Genomic DNA, 16,688 nt, shown 5'->3' on the forward strand with positions numbered 1-16,688 from the left:
TAGAACGATCTAGCGCAGAGCTGCGGCACTACCGGTTCGATGGGGCGAGTCGCCCGGGCAGACGGTGATGAGAGGAGCCGTATGGCATCCCCCAGTCTTCAGGACGGCATCGACCGGGCCGGTTCGCCCGTCAAGCTGCTGTGGAAGCCGAACGGGGCGCCCTGGACCCCCGAGGTCGTCGCGCGCGAGTACGCCGGCTGGCGCGAGGAACAGGCCGCGTGGCACGAGGGCGTCGCGCTTCTCAACCTCTCGCACCACATGTACGACATGTTCATCGAGGGACCCGACGCCACCCGTCTGCTCGCGGACCTGGGTGCGAACAACTTCGAGAACTTCGCCGTGGGTCAGGCCAAGCAGTACATACCCGTGACCCGGGACGGGAACATCGTCACGGACGGCATCCTGTCCCGCGACGCGGAGAACACGTACACCCTCAGCGGCATCCCCACCGCCCAGCACTGGGTGCGGTACCACGGGGAGCAGGGCGGCTACGACGTCACCTACGTCACCGACCCGTCGTCGGCGTTCCGCAAGAGCGGTGACCCGAAGCTGTTCCGCTACCAGATCCAGGGACCGCTGGCGAGCGAGCTCGTGGAGCGCGCGTTCGGGGGCCCGCTGCCGCCGACCAAGTTCTTCCACTCCTCCCCCGTCACCCTGGACGGAAGGGACTTCCGCGCCCTGCGCCACGGCATGGCGGGGCAGGCCGGTTACGAGTTCATCGGCGCGTGGGAGCACGCCGAGGCGGTGCGGGAGGCACTGCTACGGGCGGGTGAGCCCTTCGGGCTGGTCCAGGTGGGCGCGCTCGCGTACGCCACACCCAGCGTGGAGAGCGGCTGGGTGCCGTCGCCGGTACCCGGGATCTACAGCGACCCGGAGCTGCTCGCGTACCGCAGGCACATCGCCCTGTACGGCATCGAGGGCCAACGACCCCTGGGCGGCAGCTTCTTCTCGGAGAACATCGAGGACTACTACTGCTCCCCGTACGAACTCGGCTACGGCAAGATGATCTCGTTCAACCACGACTTCATCGGCCGCGACGCCCTGCGCAAGGCCAAGGACGAGGTCCTGCGCAAGAAGGTCACGCTGGTCTTCGACGCCGACGACGTGCGCAAGGCCCTCGGAGACGACCCCGGATTCGTGCTCAGCTACTCCCGGCACCGGGTGGAGTCGCGCTCCGGGCTCGTCGGCATCACCTGCCAGAGCGCGAGCATCGATCCGGTGGGCACCGTCCTGTCGCTGACCCTGATCGACCAGCGGTACGCCGAGCCGGGCACCGAGGTGTCGGTGGTGTGGGGCGAGCACCCCGGACCGGGGACGGCCCCAAACGCGGACCTCGGATTCCCCCGCATCCGCGCTACGGTCCAGCCCGCGCCCTTCAACCAGCACGCACGGACGCTGTACCGGCGCGACGCCTGACGTCAGCGGCGTCGACACCGGGCCGAGTTGCGGGACCGGGTGGCCCCGTCGGCGGTCGCCTCCGCGATCCGGAGGGCGCTTCGGCTTCGGAACACGCGGGCGCTTCGGCGCACGACGGCGGCATGAGCAGCACCATGGCGGTGCGGGCGCGGGCGCGCTCGGCGAGATGGCCGATCTGCGGGGCCATGTGCACGGTGAACCCGTCGGTCACGCTGCCGCCGCTGCCGTCGAGTTCACGGCCCGTCAAGTACGACGATCCGGGACGAGCCCACGCGCAGCGCCCACGCGATGCCGCTCGTCGCATGCTCCCGCCCTATTGCTAGATCGATTTAGCAGACACCTGTTACGCTTCGTCACTAGATCGATCTAGTGTACGTATGGGCGTGATCCACCGCCTGAAACGGGGGGTGACTCCCCCTGCGGCACTGTCGCGCACCCCCACCCGCGCCCTCCCGGAGAACGCAACGCATGCGGCACGGAGAACGATGTGAACAAGGAGCACCATGGATTCCGTCTCCACGGCGTCGGCGTCGGCCGTCGCCCCTTTGCTGGATGACTTCTCCCTCGAGATGACGGGCAAGGACGTCCCGAAGCTCGAGGAGGCCCGCGGCACCATCCCCCGGGGCACGCGGATCAATGTGACCTTCCTCGGCAATGAGGACCTCGCCATGCGACTGGCCGCCGCGCGGGCGGTCAAACGGCTGGGCTTCGTCCCCGTACCGCACATATCGGCCCGCCGGCTGCCCTCGCGGGCGGCGCTGGAGGAGTTCCTCGCCGCGCTGGAGGCGAACGGCCTCGCCGACAACGTCTTCGTCGTGGGCGGCGACCCCGTCGAGCCGCACGGCCCCTATGACGACGCGCTGGCCCTGATCCGGTCCGGACTGTTGCAGAAGCACGGCGTGCGGCACGTCGGTGTGAGCGGCTACCCCGAGGGGCACCCCGCGATCGCGGATCCGGTGCTCTGGTCGGCGATGGAGCACAAGAGCGCCGCCCTTGAGGAGCACGGGCTGCCCGGTGCCGTCATCACCCAGTTCGGTTTCGACGTCGACGCCGTCCTGGCCTGGGTCGAGGCGGTACGGGCCCGGGGCATCGGCCTGCCCGTCCGGATCGGTGTGCCCGGACCCGCCGGGATCAGACGGCTGATGACCTACGCGGCTCGCTTCGGCGTCGGCACGAGTACGTCCATCGCCAAGAAGTACGGCTTCTCGCTCACCAACCTCATGGGCACAGCCGGGCCCGACCGTTTCATCAGGGCCCTGGCCAACGGCTACGACGCACGCCGGCACGGCGAACTCAAGCTGCACTTCTACACATTCGGCGGCCTGAAGACCACCTCCGAGTGGGTCGCCGACTTCCGCGACAAGGAGAACTGACGTGACGCTCACCCAGGACGCGCCCGCGCGCACGCCGGCGCGCAAGCCCGCCCCGCACCACGCCTCGCTGATCGTCAAGGGCAAGGACCGCACCGGCATCGTCGCCGCCGTCGGCGCGGTGCTCAGCAGTCACGACGCGAACATCGTCTCCCTCGACCAGTACTCCGACAATCCGCAGGGCGGCGCGTTCTTCCAGCGCACGGTCTTCAGCATGGACAACCTCAAGGCGGCGCTGCCCGCGATCGAGAGCGAGCTGAAGGCGCGGCTCGCCGAGGAGCTCGAACTTCGGTTCACGCTGCGGGACATGTCCGTGCCGAAGCGGGTCGCCATCTACGCCTCGAAGTCCGACCACTGTCTGCTCGACCTCCTCTGGCGGCAGCGGCAGGGTCAACTCCCCATCACCGTCTCCATGGTGATCTCCAACCACCCCGACACCGCCCAGGAGGTCCGCGGCTTCGGGATCCCCTTCTTCCACGTGCCGTCGACGGGTCCTGACAAGTCCGCCGCCGAGGCCGAACACCTGCGGTTGCTGCGGGGCAACGTCGACTTCATCATCCTCGCCCGCTACATGCAGATCCTGTCGGGGGACTTCATCGCCCAGGTGGGCGTGCCGATCATCAACATCCACCACTCGTTCCTGCCCGCCTTCATCGGCGCCGGTCCCTACGCCAAGGCGAAGGAGCGGGGCGTGAAACTCGTCGGCGCGACCGCCCACTACGTGACCGAGGACCTGGACGAGGGCCCGATCATCGAGCAGGACGTCGTCCGGGTGACGCACGCCGAGAACGCCGCCGACCTCCAGCGCCGCGGCGCGGACGTCGAACGAGCCGTCCTGTCCCGGGCGGTGGAGTGGCACAGCCAGGACCGCGTGATCCGCGACGGCAACCACACGATCGTCTTCGCCTGACCGACGCACCGTTTCCAACCGGTTCCCACCGGTTCCCATCGGGTCCCACCGGGTCCCACCGGGTCCCACCGCAGATGGGTTCCCACACCAGAAGGTGATGTCACTGCCATGACGACGAAAATCGACGGCAAGAAGATCGCCCGGGACATCCGGTCACGGGTCACCGAGGAGGTCGCCGCCGTCATCGACGAACTGGCCGCCGACCCCGCGGTGTCGGGCATCCTGCTGCAACTGCCGCTGCCCGAGGGGCTCGACTCCGCCGCGCTGATCGACCGTATCCCCGTCGGCAAGGACGTGGACGGACTGACCACGGCGAGCGCCGGTCTGCTGGCCCGCGGGGAGTTCGGCCCATGGCCCAGCTGCTCCTGCAACGGGACGCGACCGTCACGATCGCCCACCGGTACACGACGGACCTCGCGGCCGTCACCCGGCCGGCCGACATCGTCGTGGTCGCCACCGGGGTGCCCGGGCTCGTCGGCCCCGAGCACATCAAGCCGGGGGCGACGGTCATCGACGTCGGCATCCACAGGACCGACTCCGGGCTCACCGGCGACGTCCGCGCGAGCGAGGTGGACGGCGGCGCCGGCCGACTCACTCCCGTACCGGGCGGCGTAGGACCGATGACGATCGCCCTTCTGATGGTGAACACGCTGCGAGCCGCCGCCTGGGCGAAGCACTCCGCATGGGCGGTGCGGCCTCCACGCGACGTCGATGCCGAACTGTGCCGATGCGTCGAGGAGTTGACCGCCCGCAGGATCGACGAGGGGCGGATCGTCCTCGACCCCGGCCCGGGCACCGGCACCGGCCGCGGGGACCGCACTCGACGACGTCCTCCTGGAACCTGATCAAGATTGGCCGCCGCGACATCGAGAAGACCGGGCCGTCGGCCCGTACCCATGGTCATGGGGTCGCCCCGCCCCTGACATGGCCGACATTCGAAGAACAGGCAGCCTCATGAACGCATCCGCTTCCATCGGCGTCACCGGCCTCGGAGTGATGGGCCGCAACCTGGCCCGTAACTTCGCCCGGAACGGTTACACCGTCGCCGTCCACAACCGCTCCGCCGGCCGCACCCGCGCGCTGGTGGACGAGTTCGGCCACGAGGGCTCCTTCGTCCCGGCCGAGACGGCCGAGGAATTCGTGGCCGCGCTCGCCCGCCCCCGCCGCCTCATGATCATGGTGCAGGCGGGCGCGGCCACCGACGCCGTCATCGACGAGTTCGCCCCGCTCCTCGAGAACGGCGACATGATCATCGACGGCGGCAACGCCCACTTCGCCGACACCCGCCGCCGCGAGGCCGCACTGCGCGAACGCGGCCTGCACTTCGTCGGCGCGGGCATCTCCGGCGGCGAGGAGGGCGCCCTCAACGGGCCGAGCATCATGCCCGGCGGCTCGGCGGAGTCGTACGCCGTCCTCGGACCGATGTTCGAGAGCATCAGCGCCAAGGTCGACGGCGAACCCTGCGCCACCCACATCGGCACCGACGGCGCCGGACACTTCGTCAAGATGGTCCACAACGGCATCGAATACGCCGACATGCAGCTCATCGCCGAGGCCTACGACCTGCTGCGCCAGGTCGCCGGGTACAGCCCCGCCGAGATCGCCGACGTCTTCCGCACCTGGAACGAGGGCCGCCTCGGCTCCTATCTGGTCGAGATCACCGCCGAGGTCCTCGCCCACACCGACCCGCAGACCGGCGGCGCGTTCGTCGACATCGTCGACGACGCCGCCGGGCAGAAGGGCACCGGCCGCTGGACCGTGCAGACCGCCCTCGACCTGGCCTCCCCGGTCACCGCCATCGCCCAGGCCACCTTCGCCCGCGCCGCCTCGGGCCAGAGCGACCTGCGCGCCGCCTACCGAGGGCTGCCCGGCGGCACGACTCCCCCGCTCAGCCGCACCGAGGCCGCACGCTTCACCGCCCAGGTCGAACACGCCCTGTACGCCTCGAAGGTCATCGCCTACGACCAGGGCTGGAAGATGATCCTGGACGCCGCCGCCGAGTACGGCTGGAAGATCGACCTCGGCTCGGTCGCGCGCATCTGGCGCGGCGGCTGCATCATCCGCGCCTCCTTCCTCGACCGTATCCGCGCCGCCTACGCCACCGACCCCGACCTCGTCAGCCTGCTCGCCGAGGACGGTTTCGCCCAGGAGATCAGCGACGCCCAGGTGCCCTGGCGGGAGATCGTCGCCTCCGCCGCCCGGCGTGGCATCCCCGTCCCCGCGTTCTCCGCCGCGCTCGCACACTACGACACCCTGCGCGCCGAACGCCTGCCCGCCGCCCTCCTCCAGGGGCAGCGCGACTACTTCGGCGCCCACACCTACCGGCGCACCGACCGAGAGGGCTCCTTCCACACCCACTGGTCGCAGCCCGACCGCCCCGAAACCACCGCCTGACAGGGACTCGGGCCGCGCGGGACACGGCGCGCGGCTCACTTCCGTGGGGTGGGCGGCCCACCCATCGGGTTCCTGCCGCGCGCCTGGGTGTGTTCGGGGGTGTGGCAGGGCCCCCCACGCCGCTGCCGCCCTGGTCACGGGACTGCCACACTGGATCGCATGGCACGTGAGCAGCACAGCGGCAACGCAGGGGGCAAGGGTGGTACGGGACTGGGGCGCTTCCTGCGCGCCCGCCGCGCCCGGGTGACGCCCGCCGACGTCGGTCTCCCGGCGGGCCCCGGGCTGCGCCGCACGCCCGGACTGCGCCGCGAGGAGTTGGCCACGCTGGCGGGGGTCAGCATCGACTACTACACGCGTCTGGAGCGGAGCAAGGAAACCAATCCGAGCCCGTCCGTCGTCGACGCCCTCGCCGCCGCGCTCCGGCTGGACGGGACCGAGCGCGAGCATCTGCGCGACCTCGCCGCACGCGCCGCGCGCGCCGTCCCGGAGTTGCCGACGGCGCCCGGCGGGTCCGGGGATCGCGGCGGCTCGGTGGATCCCGGTGTCGAGCTGCTGTTGGAGAGCATGCGGCCCAACCCCGCGCACGTGGTCGGCCGCACCATGGACATGATCGCCGCCAATCCGGGCGGCCTGCGCCTGATGGCCGGGCTGGAGGACTGGCCCGAGAAGCAGCGCAACATCGTGCGCTACGTCTTCCTGCACCCCGCCGCCCGTGCGCTCTTCGACGACTGGGAGAACCAGATCCGCGGCTGCGTCGCCCGGCTGCGCACCCTCGCCGGCACCGACCCCGACGCCCCGGACCTCGTCGACCTCGTCGACGAACTCCTGCTCAAGAGCCCGGACTTCGCGCGTCTGTGGGAGGCGTACGACGTGAAGGGTCATTCCTCGGGCCGTAAGACCTTCCACCACCCCCGGGTCGGCGACGTCACCTTCGGCTACCAGTCCATGACGCTGGAGGGCACCGACGGCCACCGCCTGGTCGCGTACCACGCCCCGCCCGGCACCCCGGAGTACGACGCGATGCTCCTGCTCGACACGGCTGGGGAGGCCGGAGAGCAGCCCGCTCGCCGGGCGGGGGCCGGTCGGCCCGCGGCCGGCTAGCGGCTCCCTTCTTCACGTGCCCCTGTCTTCACGTGCCCCTCGGGTGACCTCGGCGCGGGCGGCAGCACCCCGTACGAGGGCTCGGGGGCGCGCCTCGTACGGGGGTGGTCTCGGGCGGACGGTGCCGCGGCGGGTCAGGTCAGGGTCGCGGTGTCGATCACGAAGCGGTAGCGCACGTCCGAGGCCAGGACACGCTCGTACGCCTCGTTGATCTTCTCGGCGGGGATGACCTCGACCTCGGCGCCGATGCGGTGCTCGGCGCAGAAGTCGAGCATCTCCTGCGTCTCGCGGATGCCGCCGATCAGCGAGCCCGCGTACACGCGGCCCTGCATGATCAGCGAGAACACGTTCAGCGACAGGGGCTCCGCGGGAGCGCCGACGTTGACCATCGTGCCGCCCACGGCGAGCAGGCCGAGGAAGGTGTCGAGGTCGAGCTTGGCGCTGACCGTGTTGAGGATGACGTCGAAGGTGCCGGCGAGCTGCTCGAAGGTGGCCGGGTCGCTGGTGGCGTCGTAGTGGTCGGCGCCCAGCCGCAGGCCGTCGTCCATCTTCTTGAGCGACTGCGACAGGACGGTGACCTCGGCGCCCATCGCGTGTGCGATCTTGACGGCCATGTGACCGAGTCCGCCGAGGCCGATGACGGCGACCTTCTTGCCGGGGCCCGCGCCCCAGCGGCGCAGCGGGGAGTACGTCGTGATGCCCGCGCACAGCAGCGGGGCGGCCTCGTCGAGGCCGAGCCCCTCGGGGACGGTGACGACGAAGTCGTCGTCGACCACGACGTGGGTGGAGTAGCCGCCCTGGGTCAGGGTGCCGTCGGCGTCGATCGAGCCGTAGGTGAGGGTGTTGCCCTTGAGGCAGTACTGCTCCTCGCCCCGCAGGCAGGGCACGCACTCACGGCAGGAGTTGACCATGCAGCCGACGCCGACCCGGTCGCCCACGGCGTGCCGGGTGACCTCGGAACCGACCTGGGTGACGATGCCGGCGATCTCGTGGCCGGGGACCAGGGGGTAGGTCGCCGGGCCCCACTCGCTGCGAACGTTGTGGATGTCGGAGTGGCAGATGCCGCAGTACTTGATGTCGATGAGGACGTCGTGCGGGCCGACGTCACGGCGCTCGACGGTGGTCGGCGCGAGCGGTTCGGTCGCCGAAGTGGCGGCGTATGCGGGGACGGTAAGCACCGGTTCTCCAGTGGGGGGGGAGGTGATGGGGTCGTCGGCAGCCGGACGGCTGCCGAAGTCTGGCCAGGCGTCCGCTGCGCCGCGTGGCACCGGTCGCATCGTCGTGGAGCCCGCCACGGGGCTCGTGATGCGGGCGTCATGGCCTGGTCTCCTTCATGGGTGTGGTCACTTCTGCGGGACGCTTCAGCGTGAGAGCGGCCGCGGCCATCACGAGCAGCAGGACGGTCGAGATCGTGAGGCCGACGCGCATGCCGTGCAGGAAGTCGGTGGTGATCAGGGCGCCGTAGACCGCCACGGCCAGGGCGCCGCCCAGCTGCCGGAAGGTGTTGAGCACGCCGCTCGCGGTGCCCGCCCGCTCGGCCGGGACGTCGTCCAGCAGCACCGCCGTGAGCGCGGGCACGGCCAGTGCGCCGCCCGCTCCGACCGGGACCAGCAGGACGGCCATCAGCCAGACAGGCGTCGACTGCGGGACGACGCACAGCGCCATCAGGCCCACCGCCATGAGGAACAGTCCGACAGCGATGGGTACGCGCGCCCCGAACCTCTCCGCGGCCCGGGCTGCCACCAGGTTCATGAAGGCCGTCACGACGGTCATCGGCAGGAAGGCGAGGCCCGTGGCCGACGAGGACAGGCCGCGCAAGTCCTGGAAGTACAGGCTGAGCAGGAACACCAGTCCGTAGAAGCCGACGGTGAAGGCGAAGCCGCCCAGCAGCGGGACCACGACACCGCGGGACCGGAACAGGTCCAGGGGCACCATGGGGTGCCTGCCGCGTGCCTGGGTCGTCAGGAACACGATCAGTGCGAGGACCGCGAGGCCCAGCGCGATCAGCACCCTGGGCGCGCCGAAGCCGTCGGCACCGGCCTCGATCACGCCGTACGTCAGTCCGCCCATGGCCACGACGGCGGCGATCTGCCCGGTCGCATCCAGCGGCGCCTCCCGGCGAGGTGAGCGCGCGATCCTCGTGAACAGCAGCAGCGCGACCAGGCCCACCGGAAGGTTGACGAAGAAGATCGCCCGCCAGCTGAGCAGGGTCAGGAAGCCGCCGAGCACCGGTCCGGCCGCCGAGGCGACCGCGCCGCCCATCGCCCAGACGGAGATGGCCCGGGCGCGCTCGACCCGGTCCGGGTAGGCCTCGCGGATGAGGGCCATGGACGCGGGGAGCATGACAGCCGCGCCGAGCCCCTGCACCAGCCGTGCCCCGACCAGAACGCCGAGCGTGGGCGCGCATCCGCAGGCCGCGGAGGCGGCGATGAACAGCGCGAACCCGGCCGCGTACGCCTGACGCGCGCCGATCCGGTCGGAGAGGGCCCCCGAGGACAGCAGCAGCGCGGCGAACATCAGCGTGTAGCCGTCCATGACCCACTGCAGGCCCGTGACGCCACCGCCGAGGTCGTCCTGGATCGAGGGCAGGGCGACGTTGACGACCAGTGCGTCGAGGGTGATCACGAAGAAGCCGAGGACGGCCGCCGCCAGCGCCGGCGTGGGACTTGGGAGGGCTTGCCCCGGGGGAACGCCGACAGATCGCCGGGTCGGAGTGACGAGGACGGGCATGGATGCTCCCGGGAAATGGGATCTTCAACGAGCATCCAGCCTGCTCGCCCAGCCCGCATCCCGGCAGACCGTGATGTTCAGGGGAGCGGTGTTCAGGGGTGTGACAGGGCCCCCCACGGGGCTGTCGCGCAGGTCACGGGGGCGCCGGAGTGGGGCGCACCACCAGCGGTCGGCGTCGTGTTCAGGGCTGGACGAGCACCTTCAGTGCCTCCCGGGCGGCCATCGCGCGGTAGCCGTCGGGGACCTCCTCGACGCTCACCGTGCGGTCGAAGACGCGCCCGGGTTCGATCTTCCCCTCGAGGACGTCGGGGAGGAGTTCCTCGATGTAGGCGCGGGCCGGAGCCACACCGCCGGTGACGGTGATGTTGTTCATGAACACCTCGAAGCCCAGTGGCGCCTGGTCGTACTGGGGAGCGCCCACCCGGCTGATCGTGCCGCCCGCGCGCACCACGCCCAGCGCCATCTCAAAGGCGGGCAGCGTACCGACGCACTCCAGCACCGTGTGCGTACCGTCGCCGCCGGTCAGCTCGCGCACACGCGCGACGCCCTCCTCACCGCGTTCGGCGACGATGTCGGTGGCACCGAAGTCGCGGCCGAGATCGGTGCGGACCTTGTGCCGCCCCATCAGGATGATCCGCTCGGCGCCGAGCCGTTTGGCGGACAGCACCGCCGACAGCCCGACCGCTCCGTCACCGACCACGGTCACGGTCGTCCGCGGGGTGACGCCCGCCGTCACCGCGCAGTGGTGGCCGGTGCAGAACACGTCCGACAGGGTCAGCAGCGACGGCAGCAGGGCGGAGTCCTCGCCTACGGGCAGCTTCACCAGCGTGCCCTGGGCCTGCGGTACCCGCACCGCCTCTCCCTGGCCGCCGTCCACCCCGTCCGTGGCCCAGAAACCCCCGTGCCGGCACGAGGTGTGCAGGTCCTCGCGACAGAAGTCGCAGGTGTTGTCCGAATAGACGAAGGGGGCCACCACCAGGTCTCCGGTCTTCAGTCCGGACACCTCCGCGCCGACGTCCTCGACGACGCCCAGGAACTCGTGGCCGATGCGGTCGCCTTGCTCGGTGGGCGGACGCGACCCGTACGGCCAGAGGTCGCTGCCGCAGATGCACGACCGCACCACGCGTACGACCGCGTCCGTGGGCCGCTGGATCTTCGGGTCGGGAACATCCTCCACCCGCACGTCACCGGCACCGTAAATCAGAGTTGCTCGCATGAGTCTTTCCGATCGAGTCGTCCTGTACGTGGTCGCAGTCCAAGGGACATTCCGGCCGTTCAAAAAGTATGGGTCTCGATATCGGGGCGCGCATTCTCGCGCCTGCCTGCGATGACGACTCCGGGGCGCAGCGGTGGATCTGGTGTCCCGACGTCCTCAGACCTTCCAGGAGCGCAGCTGGTCGGCGACGGCGGGGACGCCGACGCGGGTGTCGCGGATCTTGCGGACGAGGTCCGACAGGGCTCCGTAGGGCGGGTCGATGCCCTCGCCCGACTGATCCATGTACTGGGCGGCGACGAACGCGGCGAACAGGCTGTTGCGGTGCGGCAGGGGCTCCAGGCGCACGATGGTGTGCATCAGCGCGGCGGCGCGCCAGGCCGCGTCCGGGTCGGCCGCGGCGAGCGTGGGCAGCTTGGTCCTGTGCCGGGCGACGGCCGCGACGAGCGCGGAGTAGTCCGAGACGGACATGTCCTCGCGGGCGAGGGCGGCCTCCTGGACGTCGAGCAGCCAGGCGACATCGATGGTCAGGTGCATCAGGCGGCCGCGGATCCGTCCCGGCGCTCGGCGGGCGGCACCTCGTCGGGGAACGCGTCGTCGAACTCGCCGCGCAGCCGGTCGGCCCAGGCGGTGGCGCCCGCGACGAACTGCCTGCGCTGCATCTCCCGGACACCGAGGTCGTGCAGATACTGCTTGAGGCTCTTGCCGTCGGCCGCGGCGGCCGCGCGCACTCCCTCGAGCTCCTCTTCCGTGAAGGTCACGTTCAGTGATGGCATACCCGGATGGTACCTGGTTGGTACCTGGGACGCGAGATCTCAGGACCGGCCGCCCGCGCCGAGCCGCGAGCGGTGCCGGTGTCTCACGGGCCGAACGAGCGGCCATGGGGCGAATCGTCAGGTCCCCGACGTCGCCGATCTAAGCTCGGCGCATGGCCAAGTACTTCGACGTGCACCCCGAGAACCCCCAGCAGCGCACTCTCAGCCAGGTGGCGGACATCATCCGCGGCGGAGGGCTAGTCGCCTATCCGACCGACTCCTGCTTCGCCCTCGGGGCTCAGCTGGGCAACCGGGACGGACTCGACCGGATCCGTTCGATCCGCCGGCTGGACGACCGGCACCACTTCACCCTGATGTGCCAGGACTTCGCGCAGCTGGCCCACTTCGTACGCCTGGACAACGCGGTGTTCCGTGCGATCAAGGCCTCGACTCCGGGTAGTTACACCTTCATCCTCCCGGCGACGAAGGAGGCACCGCGCAGGCTGCTGCACCCGAAGAAGAAGACGGTCGGGGTCCGGATTCCCGACCATGTCGTCGCCCGGGCGCTCCTCGCCGAGCTCGGCGAGCCCCTGCTGTCGAGCACCCTGCTCCTCCCCGACCAGGAGAAGCCGCTGACCCAGGGCTGGGAGATCAAGGAGGAACTCGACCACGTGGTGGACGCGGTCCTCGACTCCGGCGACTGCGGCGTCGAGCCGACGACCGTGATCGACTTCTCGCAGGGCGAGCCCGAGATCGTACGACGAGGAGCGGGCGATCCCTCCCGGTTCGAGTGATGCGAGGGAGCGGGGCGAAGCGGGCGGTCAGAAGGCGGGGCCGCTGACCTTCCAGATCCGGGTGGCGACCTGGAGGTTGAAGCGGCTGTCCACCTCGTCGAGCCGACGGCCGCTGACCTCCTTGATGCGCTGCAAACGGTAGCGGAGCGTGCTGCGGTGCACGGCGAGGGCCTGCGCCGTCTCGTCGTAGTTGCCGCCGTGGTCGAAGTACCGGGTGAGGGTGTGCACCAGGTCGGTGCCGTGGGCGTCGTCGTAGTCCAGGAGCGCGCCGAGCCATTCGCGGACGAAGTCGGCGATGTCCCCCGCGTCCTTGTCCCGGGCCAGGATGCGGTAGAGGCCGAGTTCCTCGCTGGTCGTGGTGCCGTCCGCGGGGTGGGACTGGCGGCGTACGGCGAGCGCGCGGACGGCCTGGTCGAAGGAGCGCGGGATGTCCGCCACCGCCTCGCACAGGCTGCCGATGCCCACCGCGCCGTGCGGGGAGCCCACTTCGTCGGCGAGGGCCTTGTACAGACCCGAGTCGCGCGGCTCGCCCCGGACCACGAGCACCGCCATGTCCCCTCGTCGGGCCAGCAGCGACCGCAGGCCCCGCCCCTGCGCGGCACGTCCCACCGCTCCCAGGAAGCGGTCGTCGGCGGCCGTTCCCCGCCACTGTGCGACCGCGACGTGGTGCGGTCCCTGCAGGTCGTGGCCGACGGCCTCGGCCCTGGCGTACGCGCCGCCGGCGTCGGCGCCGGTGAGCAGGTCGTCCACAAGTTCCCGGCGCAGGCGCAGTTCCGCCTCCGCCAGGCTGCGGCGATGGGCCAGTTCCAGCGACAGTGCCGTGCACGCGTGTTCGAGGGCGAACCTTTCGGCCTCTCCCGCCGTGCCGTCGGGGTCGATCAGCTCGATGCTGCCGAGGGGCTCCCCGTGGTGGCGGGCCAGTCCGATGAGGCGTCCCTCGCGGCGGATCGGACCGAGCTCGCGCATCGCGTCGTGCATGAGTTGCTCGCGCTGGAGCGGATCGGGCTTGGTGTCGGCCTCGGTCGGGACCGGCCCCGCGCGGGCGAGGAGGTTTCCGAAGCGGTCCTCGACCCGGGTGGCGAGGCCGGTCAACTCGTACACGGCGGCGGCGATGCCGTGCTCCCCCTCGTCGGTGAGGGAGGTCCGGGCCAGGACGTCGTGCACGGTGCGCTGCTCCTCCAGCTCCGCCACCAGCGCGGTGAGTCGTTCGTTGACCGCGTCCCGCTCCTCGATCGCCCGGAACAGCTGTCGGGCGTACTCGCGGTCGCGGCGACGGGCTTCGGCGTTGTAGAGCGCGGCGCCGGTCGAATGAGCAAGGGCGTAGACGAGGAAGCGGTCCTCGTCGGGAGGCGGATTCCCGGCACTGACCAGCAGGTAGCCGAGCAGCCCGCCGGAGCTGCGCAGGCCCGCTGCCCAGCCCCAGCCGTCCTCCCGGAAGTGGACGGCGCCGTCCTCCCCTTCCAGCGCGGTCAGCTGTTCGACCAGGTCGGTCAGATCGCGCGGTGCCCGGCTGGCAAGGGCCCGTGTGCTCGGCGTGGCCGCGAGCTCGAAGCGGCCGTCCCTGAGCATGTAGCAGCCCTCGGGCCGGCAGTCGCGGAGACGTGGCACCTCGTCCATGGCCAACTGGAGGATCTCGTCCACCGGGCGACCGTCGAGCATGGTCGCGGCCAGCACGAACACGTCGTACAGGCTCGCCGACTGCTTGCGCCCCCAGCCGGCCAGTGCGGCGGTCGGCGCCCGGCTGCCGAGGCCGCGTGGTGCGATGCTCCGGTGCGCCGCACCGGTCGCGTCGTCGGCCGTGCCAGACATGCCGCAATACTATCTTTTGCCCCCTTTCACCGCTTCTTGCACCGAGCACCCCTGGGGTGGCGCGTGCCGCGTGGCCTCCTGTACTCCCGGGGCGAGAGGACGGGCCGAACTTCGCCCCGTCGGGAGCAGGCGTCGCCCTTCGTCCCGTAACACCCTGGCAAGGACGGAACCCACGACCCGTGTCCGCCCGCTGACGCCCGCGGACACGCGACCTCACCTGAAGACAACCGCCGCCACCGGAGACGGGCGGACGCCGGGGGTGGCAGGCGAAGGAGTTCCTCATGGGCAAGGCAGTCGGAATCGACCTGGGCACCACCAACTCGGTGATCGCCGTATGGGAGGGCGGTGAAGCGACCGTCATACCCAATGCCGAGGGCTCGCGCACCACGCCCTCCATCGTCGCCTTCACCGACAGCGGCGAACGGCTGGTGGGTCAGCTCGCCAGGCGCCAGGCGATCCTCAATCCCAAGGGCACCATCTACTCGGCCAAGCGGTTCATCGGCCGGCACTTCGACGAGATATCCGACGAGGCCAAGGCGGTGGCGTACGACGTCGTCGAGGGCGAGGGCGGAGTCGCGCGCTTCAAGGTGCGCGACAAGCTGTACGCGCCGGAGGAGATCAGCGCACTGGTGCTACGCAAGCTCGCCGACGACGCCAGCAAGCAGCTGGGCGAGAAGGTCACCGAGGCCGTCATCACCGTGCCCGCGTACTTCAACGACGCCCAGCGCCAGGCGACCAAGGACGCGGGGCGCATCGCGGGGCTCGAAGTACTGCGGATCATCAACGAGCCGACGGCGGCGGCACTGGCGTACGGCATGGAGAAGAAGCAGCACGAGACGGTGCTCGTCTTCGACCTCGGTGGCGGCACCTTCGACGTGAGCATCCTGGACGTCGGTGACGGGGTCGTGGAAGTGCGCTCGACGGCGGGCGACAGCCACCTCGGCGGCGACGACTTCGACCGTCGCCTCGTCGACCTGCTCGCGGACGGCTTCCAGAAGGAGAACGGGATCGACCTGCGCAAGGACCCACAGGCGCTGCAACGGCTGTTCGAAGCCGCGGAGAAGGCCAAGACGGAGCTGAGCTCGGTCACGCAGACGCAGGTCAGCCTGCCGTTCATCACCGCGGACGCCGCCGGCCCCAAGCACCTGACCGAGACGATCATGCGGTCCACGTTCGAGAAGATCACCGCCGACCTGGTCGAGCGGACCATGGAACCGGTCAAGCAGGCGATGGCCGACGCCAAGGCCAGCGCGAACGACATCGACGAGGTCATCCTCGTCGGCGGCTCGACGCGCATCCCGGCCGTGCAGAGCCTGGTCCGCCGGCTGACCGGCGGCAAGGACCCGAACATGAGCGTCAACCCCGACGAGGTCGTGGCGCTGGGCGCCGCGATCCAGGCCGGCGTGCTCAAGGGCGAGGTCAAGGACGTCCTGCTGCTCGACGTGACCCCGCTGTCGCTGGGCGTGGAGACCCGCGGCGGTGTGATGACGAAGATCATCGACCGGAACACCACGATCCCGGTCCGCCGCTCGGAGACCTTCTCCACCGCGGAGGACAACCAGGAGGCCGTGGACGTCGTCGTTTTGCAGGGCGAGCGCGAGATGGCCGCCGACAACCGGGTCCTCGGCCGCTTCCAGCTGAAGGACATCCGCCCCGCTCCGCGCGGCGAGCCGCAGGTCGAGGTCATCTTCGACATCGACGCCAACGGCATCCTGAACGTCACCGCACGGGACAAGGACACCGGCAAGGAACAGACCATCACCATCAGCGAGGGCTCCAACCTCGACCAGGCCGAGGTCGAGCGGATGGTCCAGGAGGCCGAGCAGCACCGCGGCGAGGACCAGGCGCTGCGCGACGCCGTGGACGCCCGCAACGAACTGGACGCCGTGGCCTACCAGGTGGAGCGCCGGTTGAACGAGCTGGGCGACGCGGTGCCCTCGCACGAGCGGGCCCGGGCGGACATGCTCGTCGCCGATGCCCGTGAGGCGGTCCAGCAGGAGGCGTCCCCGGACAAGGCCAGGCCGCTGACCTCCGAGCTCCAGCAGGTGCTGGCGTCGCTCGCCCAGTACCAGACGGGCGCGGCCGCACAGGCCCAGGCCGGCGCCGCAACCGGAACCAGGACGGAGGACACCGCGAGCGCCTCGGCAGCAGCCGACGACGACGTGATCGACGCGGAATTCGACAAGAGCTGAGGAG

The 16,688-nt window shown here is 70.6% G+C and carries 15 protein-coding genes and 1 pseudogene; 10 read left to right on the plus strand and 6 right to left on the minus strand.

Going from position 1 to position 16,688, the window contains the following annotated elements; all coding sequences use genetic code 11:
* The first annotated feature begins 81 nt into the window (after window positions 1-81).
* From OG798_RS06045 to OG798_RS06080, 8 genes and pseudogenes are all read left to right on the plus strand, one after another.
* On the plus strand, window positions 82-1,416 hold the full coding sequence (locus OG798_RS06045) for an aminomethyltransferase family protein (RefSeq protein WP_121417504.1): 1,335 nt from the start codon (window positions 82-84) through the stop codon (window positions 1,414-1,416).
* A gap of 122 nt (window positions 1,417-1,538) precedes the next feature.
* Window positions 1,539-1,739 carry a hypothetical protein gene (locus tag OG798_RS06050; protein WP_267060591.1) on the plus strand — a complete coding sequence of 67 codons (201 nt, stop codon included), beginning with the start codon at window positions 1,539-1,541 and terminating at the stop codon, window positions 1,737-1,739.
* A gap of 180 nt (window positions 1,740-1,919) precedes the next feature.
* Window positions 1,920-2,789 carry a methylenetetrahydrofolate reductase gene (locus OG798_RS06055; protein WP_267060592.1) on the plus strand — a complete coding sequence of 290 codons (870 nt, stop codon included), beginning with the start codon at window positions 1,920-1,922 and terminating at the stop codon, window positions 2,787-2,789.
* Window position 2,790: 1 nt separating this feature from the next.
* Entirely contained in the window at window positions 2,791-3,696 is a 906-nt protein-coding gene (purU, locus tag OG798_RS06060) for a formyltetrahydrofolate deformylase (RefSeq protein ID WP_267060593.1), read from the plus strand.
* A 108-nt stretch (window positions 3,697-3,804) separates the two neighbouring features.
* A pseudogene (locus OG798_RS06065) lies at window positions 3,805-3,936 on the plus strand (bifunctional methylenetetrahydrofolate dehydrogenase/methenyltetrahydrofolate cyclohydrolase); the annotation flags it as partial.
* 110 nt (window positions 3,937-4,046) lie between these two features.
* A complete protein-coding gene (locus OG798_RS06070) occupies window positions 4,047-4,541 on the plus strand; it encodes a hypothetical protein (RefSeq protein ID WP_267060594.1) in 495 nt (164 codons plus the stop codon).
* A gap of 109 nt (window positions 4,542-4,650) precedes the next feature.
* A complete protein-coding gene (gene gndA, locus OG798_RS06075; RefSeq protein ID WP_328756481.1) occupies window positions 4,651-6,090 on the plus strand; it encodes an NADP-dependent phosphogluconate dehydrogenase in 1,440 nt (479 codons plus the stop codon).
* Window positions 6,091-6,249: 159 nt separating this feature from the next.
* The gene (locus tag OG798_RS06080) at window positions 6,250-7,191 is read left to right on the plus strand and encodes a helix-turn-helix transcriptional regulator (RefSeq protein ID WP_328756482.1); all 942 of its coding nucleotides are present in this window, start codon (window positions 6,250-6,252) and stop codon (window positions 7,189-7,191) included.
* 134 nt (window positions 7,192-7,325) lie between these two features.
* On the opposite strand, the gene OG798_RS06085 is transcribed toward OG798_RS06080, so the two are convergent.
* The 5 genes from OG798_RS06085 to OG798_RS06105 all read right to left on the minus strand — a co-directional run bounded on the left by OG798_RS06085 (window position 7,326) and on the right by OG798_RS06105 (window position 11,910).
* Complete coding sequence (locus OG798_RS06085) at window positions 7,326-8,369, minus strand: NAD(P)-dependent alcohol dehydrogenase (protein ID WP_328756483.1); 1,044 nt, start codon at window positions 8,367-8,369, stop codon at window positions 7,326-7,328.
* Window positions 8,370-8,505: 136 nt separating this feature from the next.
* Window positions 8,506-9,921, minus strand: coding sequence for an MFS transporter (locus OG798_RS06090; protein ID WP_267060597.1), 1,416 nt, complete (start codon window positions 9,919-9,921; stop codon window positions 8,506-8,508).
* A gap of 181 nt (window positions 9,922-10,102) precedes the next feature.
* A complete protein-coding gene (locus OG798_RS06095) occupies window positions 10,103-11,137 on the minus strand; it encodes a zinc-binding dehydrogenase (RefSeq protein WP_097226899.1) in 1,035 nt (344 codons plus the stop codon).
* A 156-nt stretch (window positions 11,138-11,293) separates the two neighbouring features.
* Window positions 11,294-11,671, minus strand: a complete 378-nt coding sequence (locus OG798_RS06100; protein WP_095856718.1) for a toxin Doc — start codon at window positions 11,669-11,671, stop codon at window positions 11,294-11,296.
* Window positions 11,671-11,910: a hypothetical protein gene (locus tag OG798_RS06105; RefSeq protein ID WP_067374823.1), complete on the minus strand. Its 240-nt coding sequence runs from the start codon at window positions 11,908-11,910 to the stop codon at window positions 11,671-11,673. The genes OG798_RS06100 and OG798_RS06105 overlap by 1 nt, the downstream gene beginning before the upstream one ends.
* Before the next feature lie 152 nt (window positions 11,911-12,062).
* Here OG798_RS06105 and OG798_RS06110 point away from each other — a divergent pair, with 152 nt between their 5' ends.
* Complete coding sequence (locus OG798_RS06110; protein ID WP_060900152.1) at window positions 12,063-12,683, plus strand: L-threonylcarbamoyladenylate synthase; 621 nt, start codon at window positions 12,063-12,065, stop codon at window positions 12,681-12,683.
* A 27-nt stretch (window positions 12,684-12,710) separates the two neighbouring features.
* Here the strand turns inward: OG798_RS06110 and OG798_RS06115 are convergent, their stop codons facing one another.
* Window positions 12,711-14,492 carry a PucR family transcriptional regulator gene (locus OG798_RS06115; RefSeq protein ID WP_328756484.1) on the minus strand — a complete coding sequence of 594 codons (1,782 nt, stop codon included), beginning with the start codon at window positions 14,490-14,492 and terminating at the stop codon, window positions 12,711-12,713.
* Between the two features lie 281 nt (window positions 14,493-14,773).
* Between OG798_RS06115 and dnaK the strand changes: the two genes are divergently transcribed.
* Window positions 14,774-16,684 carry a molecular chaperone DnaK gene (gene dnaK / locus OG798_RS06120; protein WP_328756485.1) on the plus strand — a complete coding sequence of 637 codons (1,911 nt, stop codon included), beginning with the start codon at window positions 14,774-14,776 and terminating at the stop codon, window positions 16,682-16,684.
* The last annotated feature ends 4 nt before the right edge of the window (window positions 16,685-16,688 follow it).

The sequence above is a fragment of the Streptomyces sp. NBC_00271 genome, assembly GCF_036178845.1.
Lineage (GTDB): Bacteria > Actinomycetota > Actinomycetes > Streptomycetales > Streptomycetaceae > Streptomyces.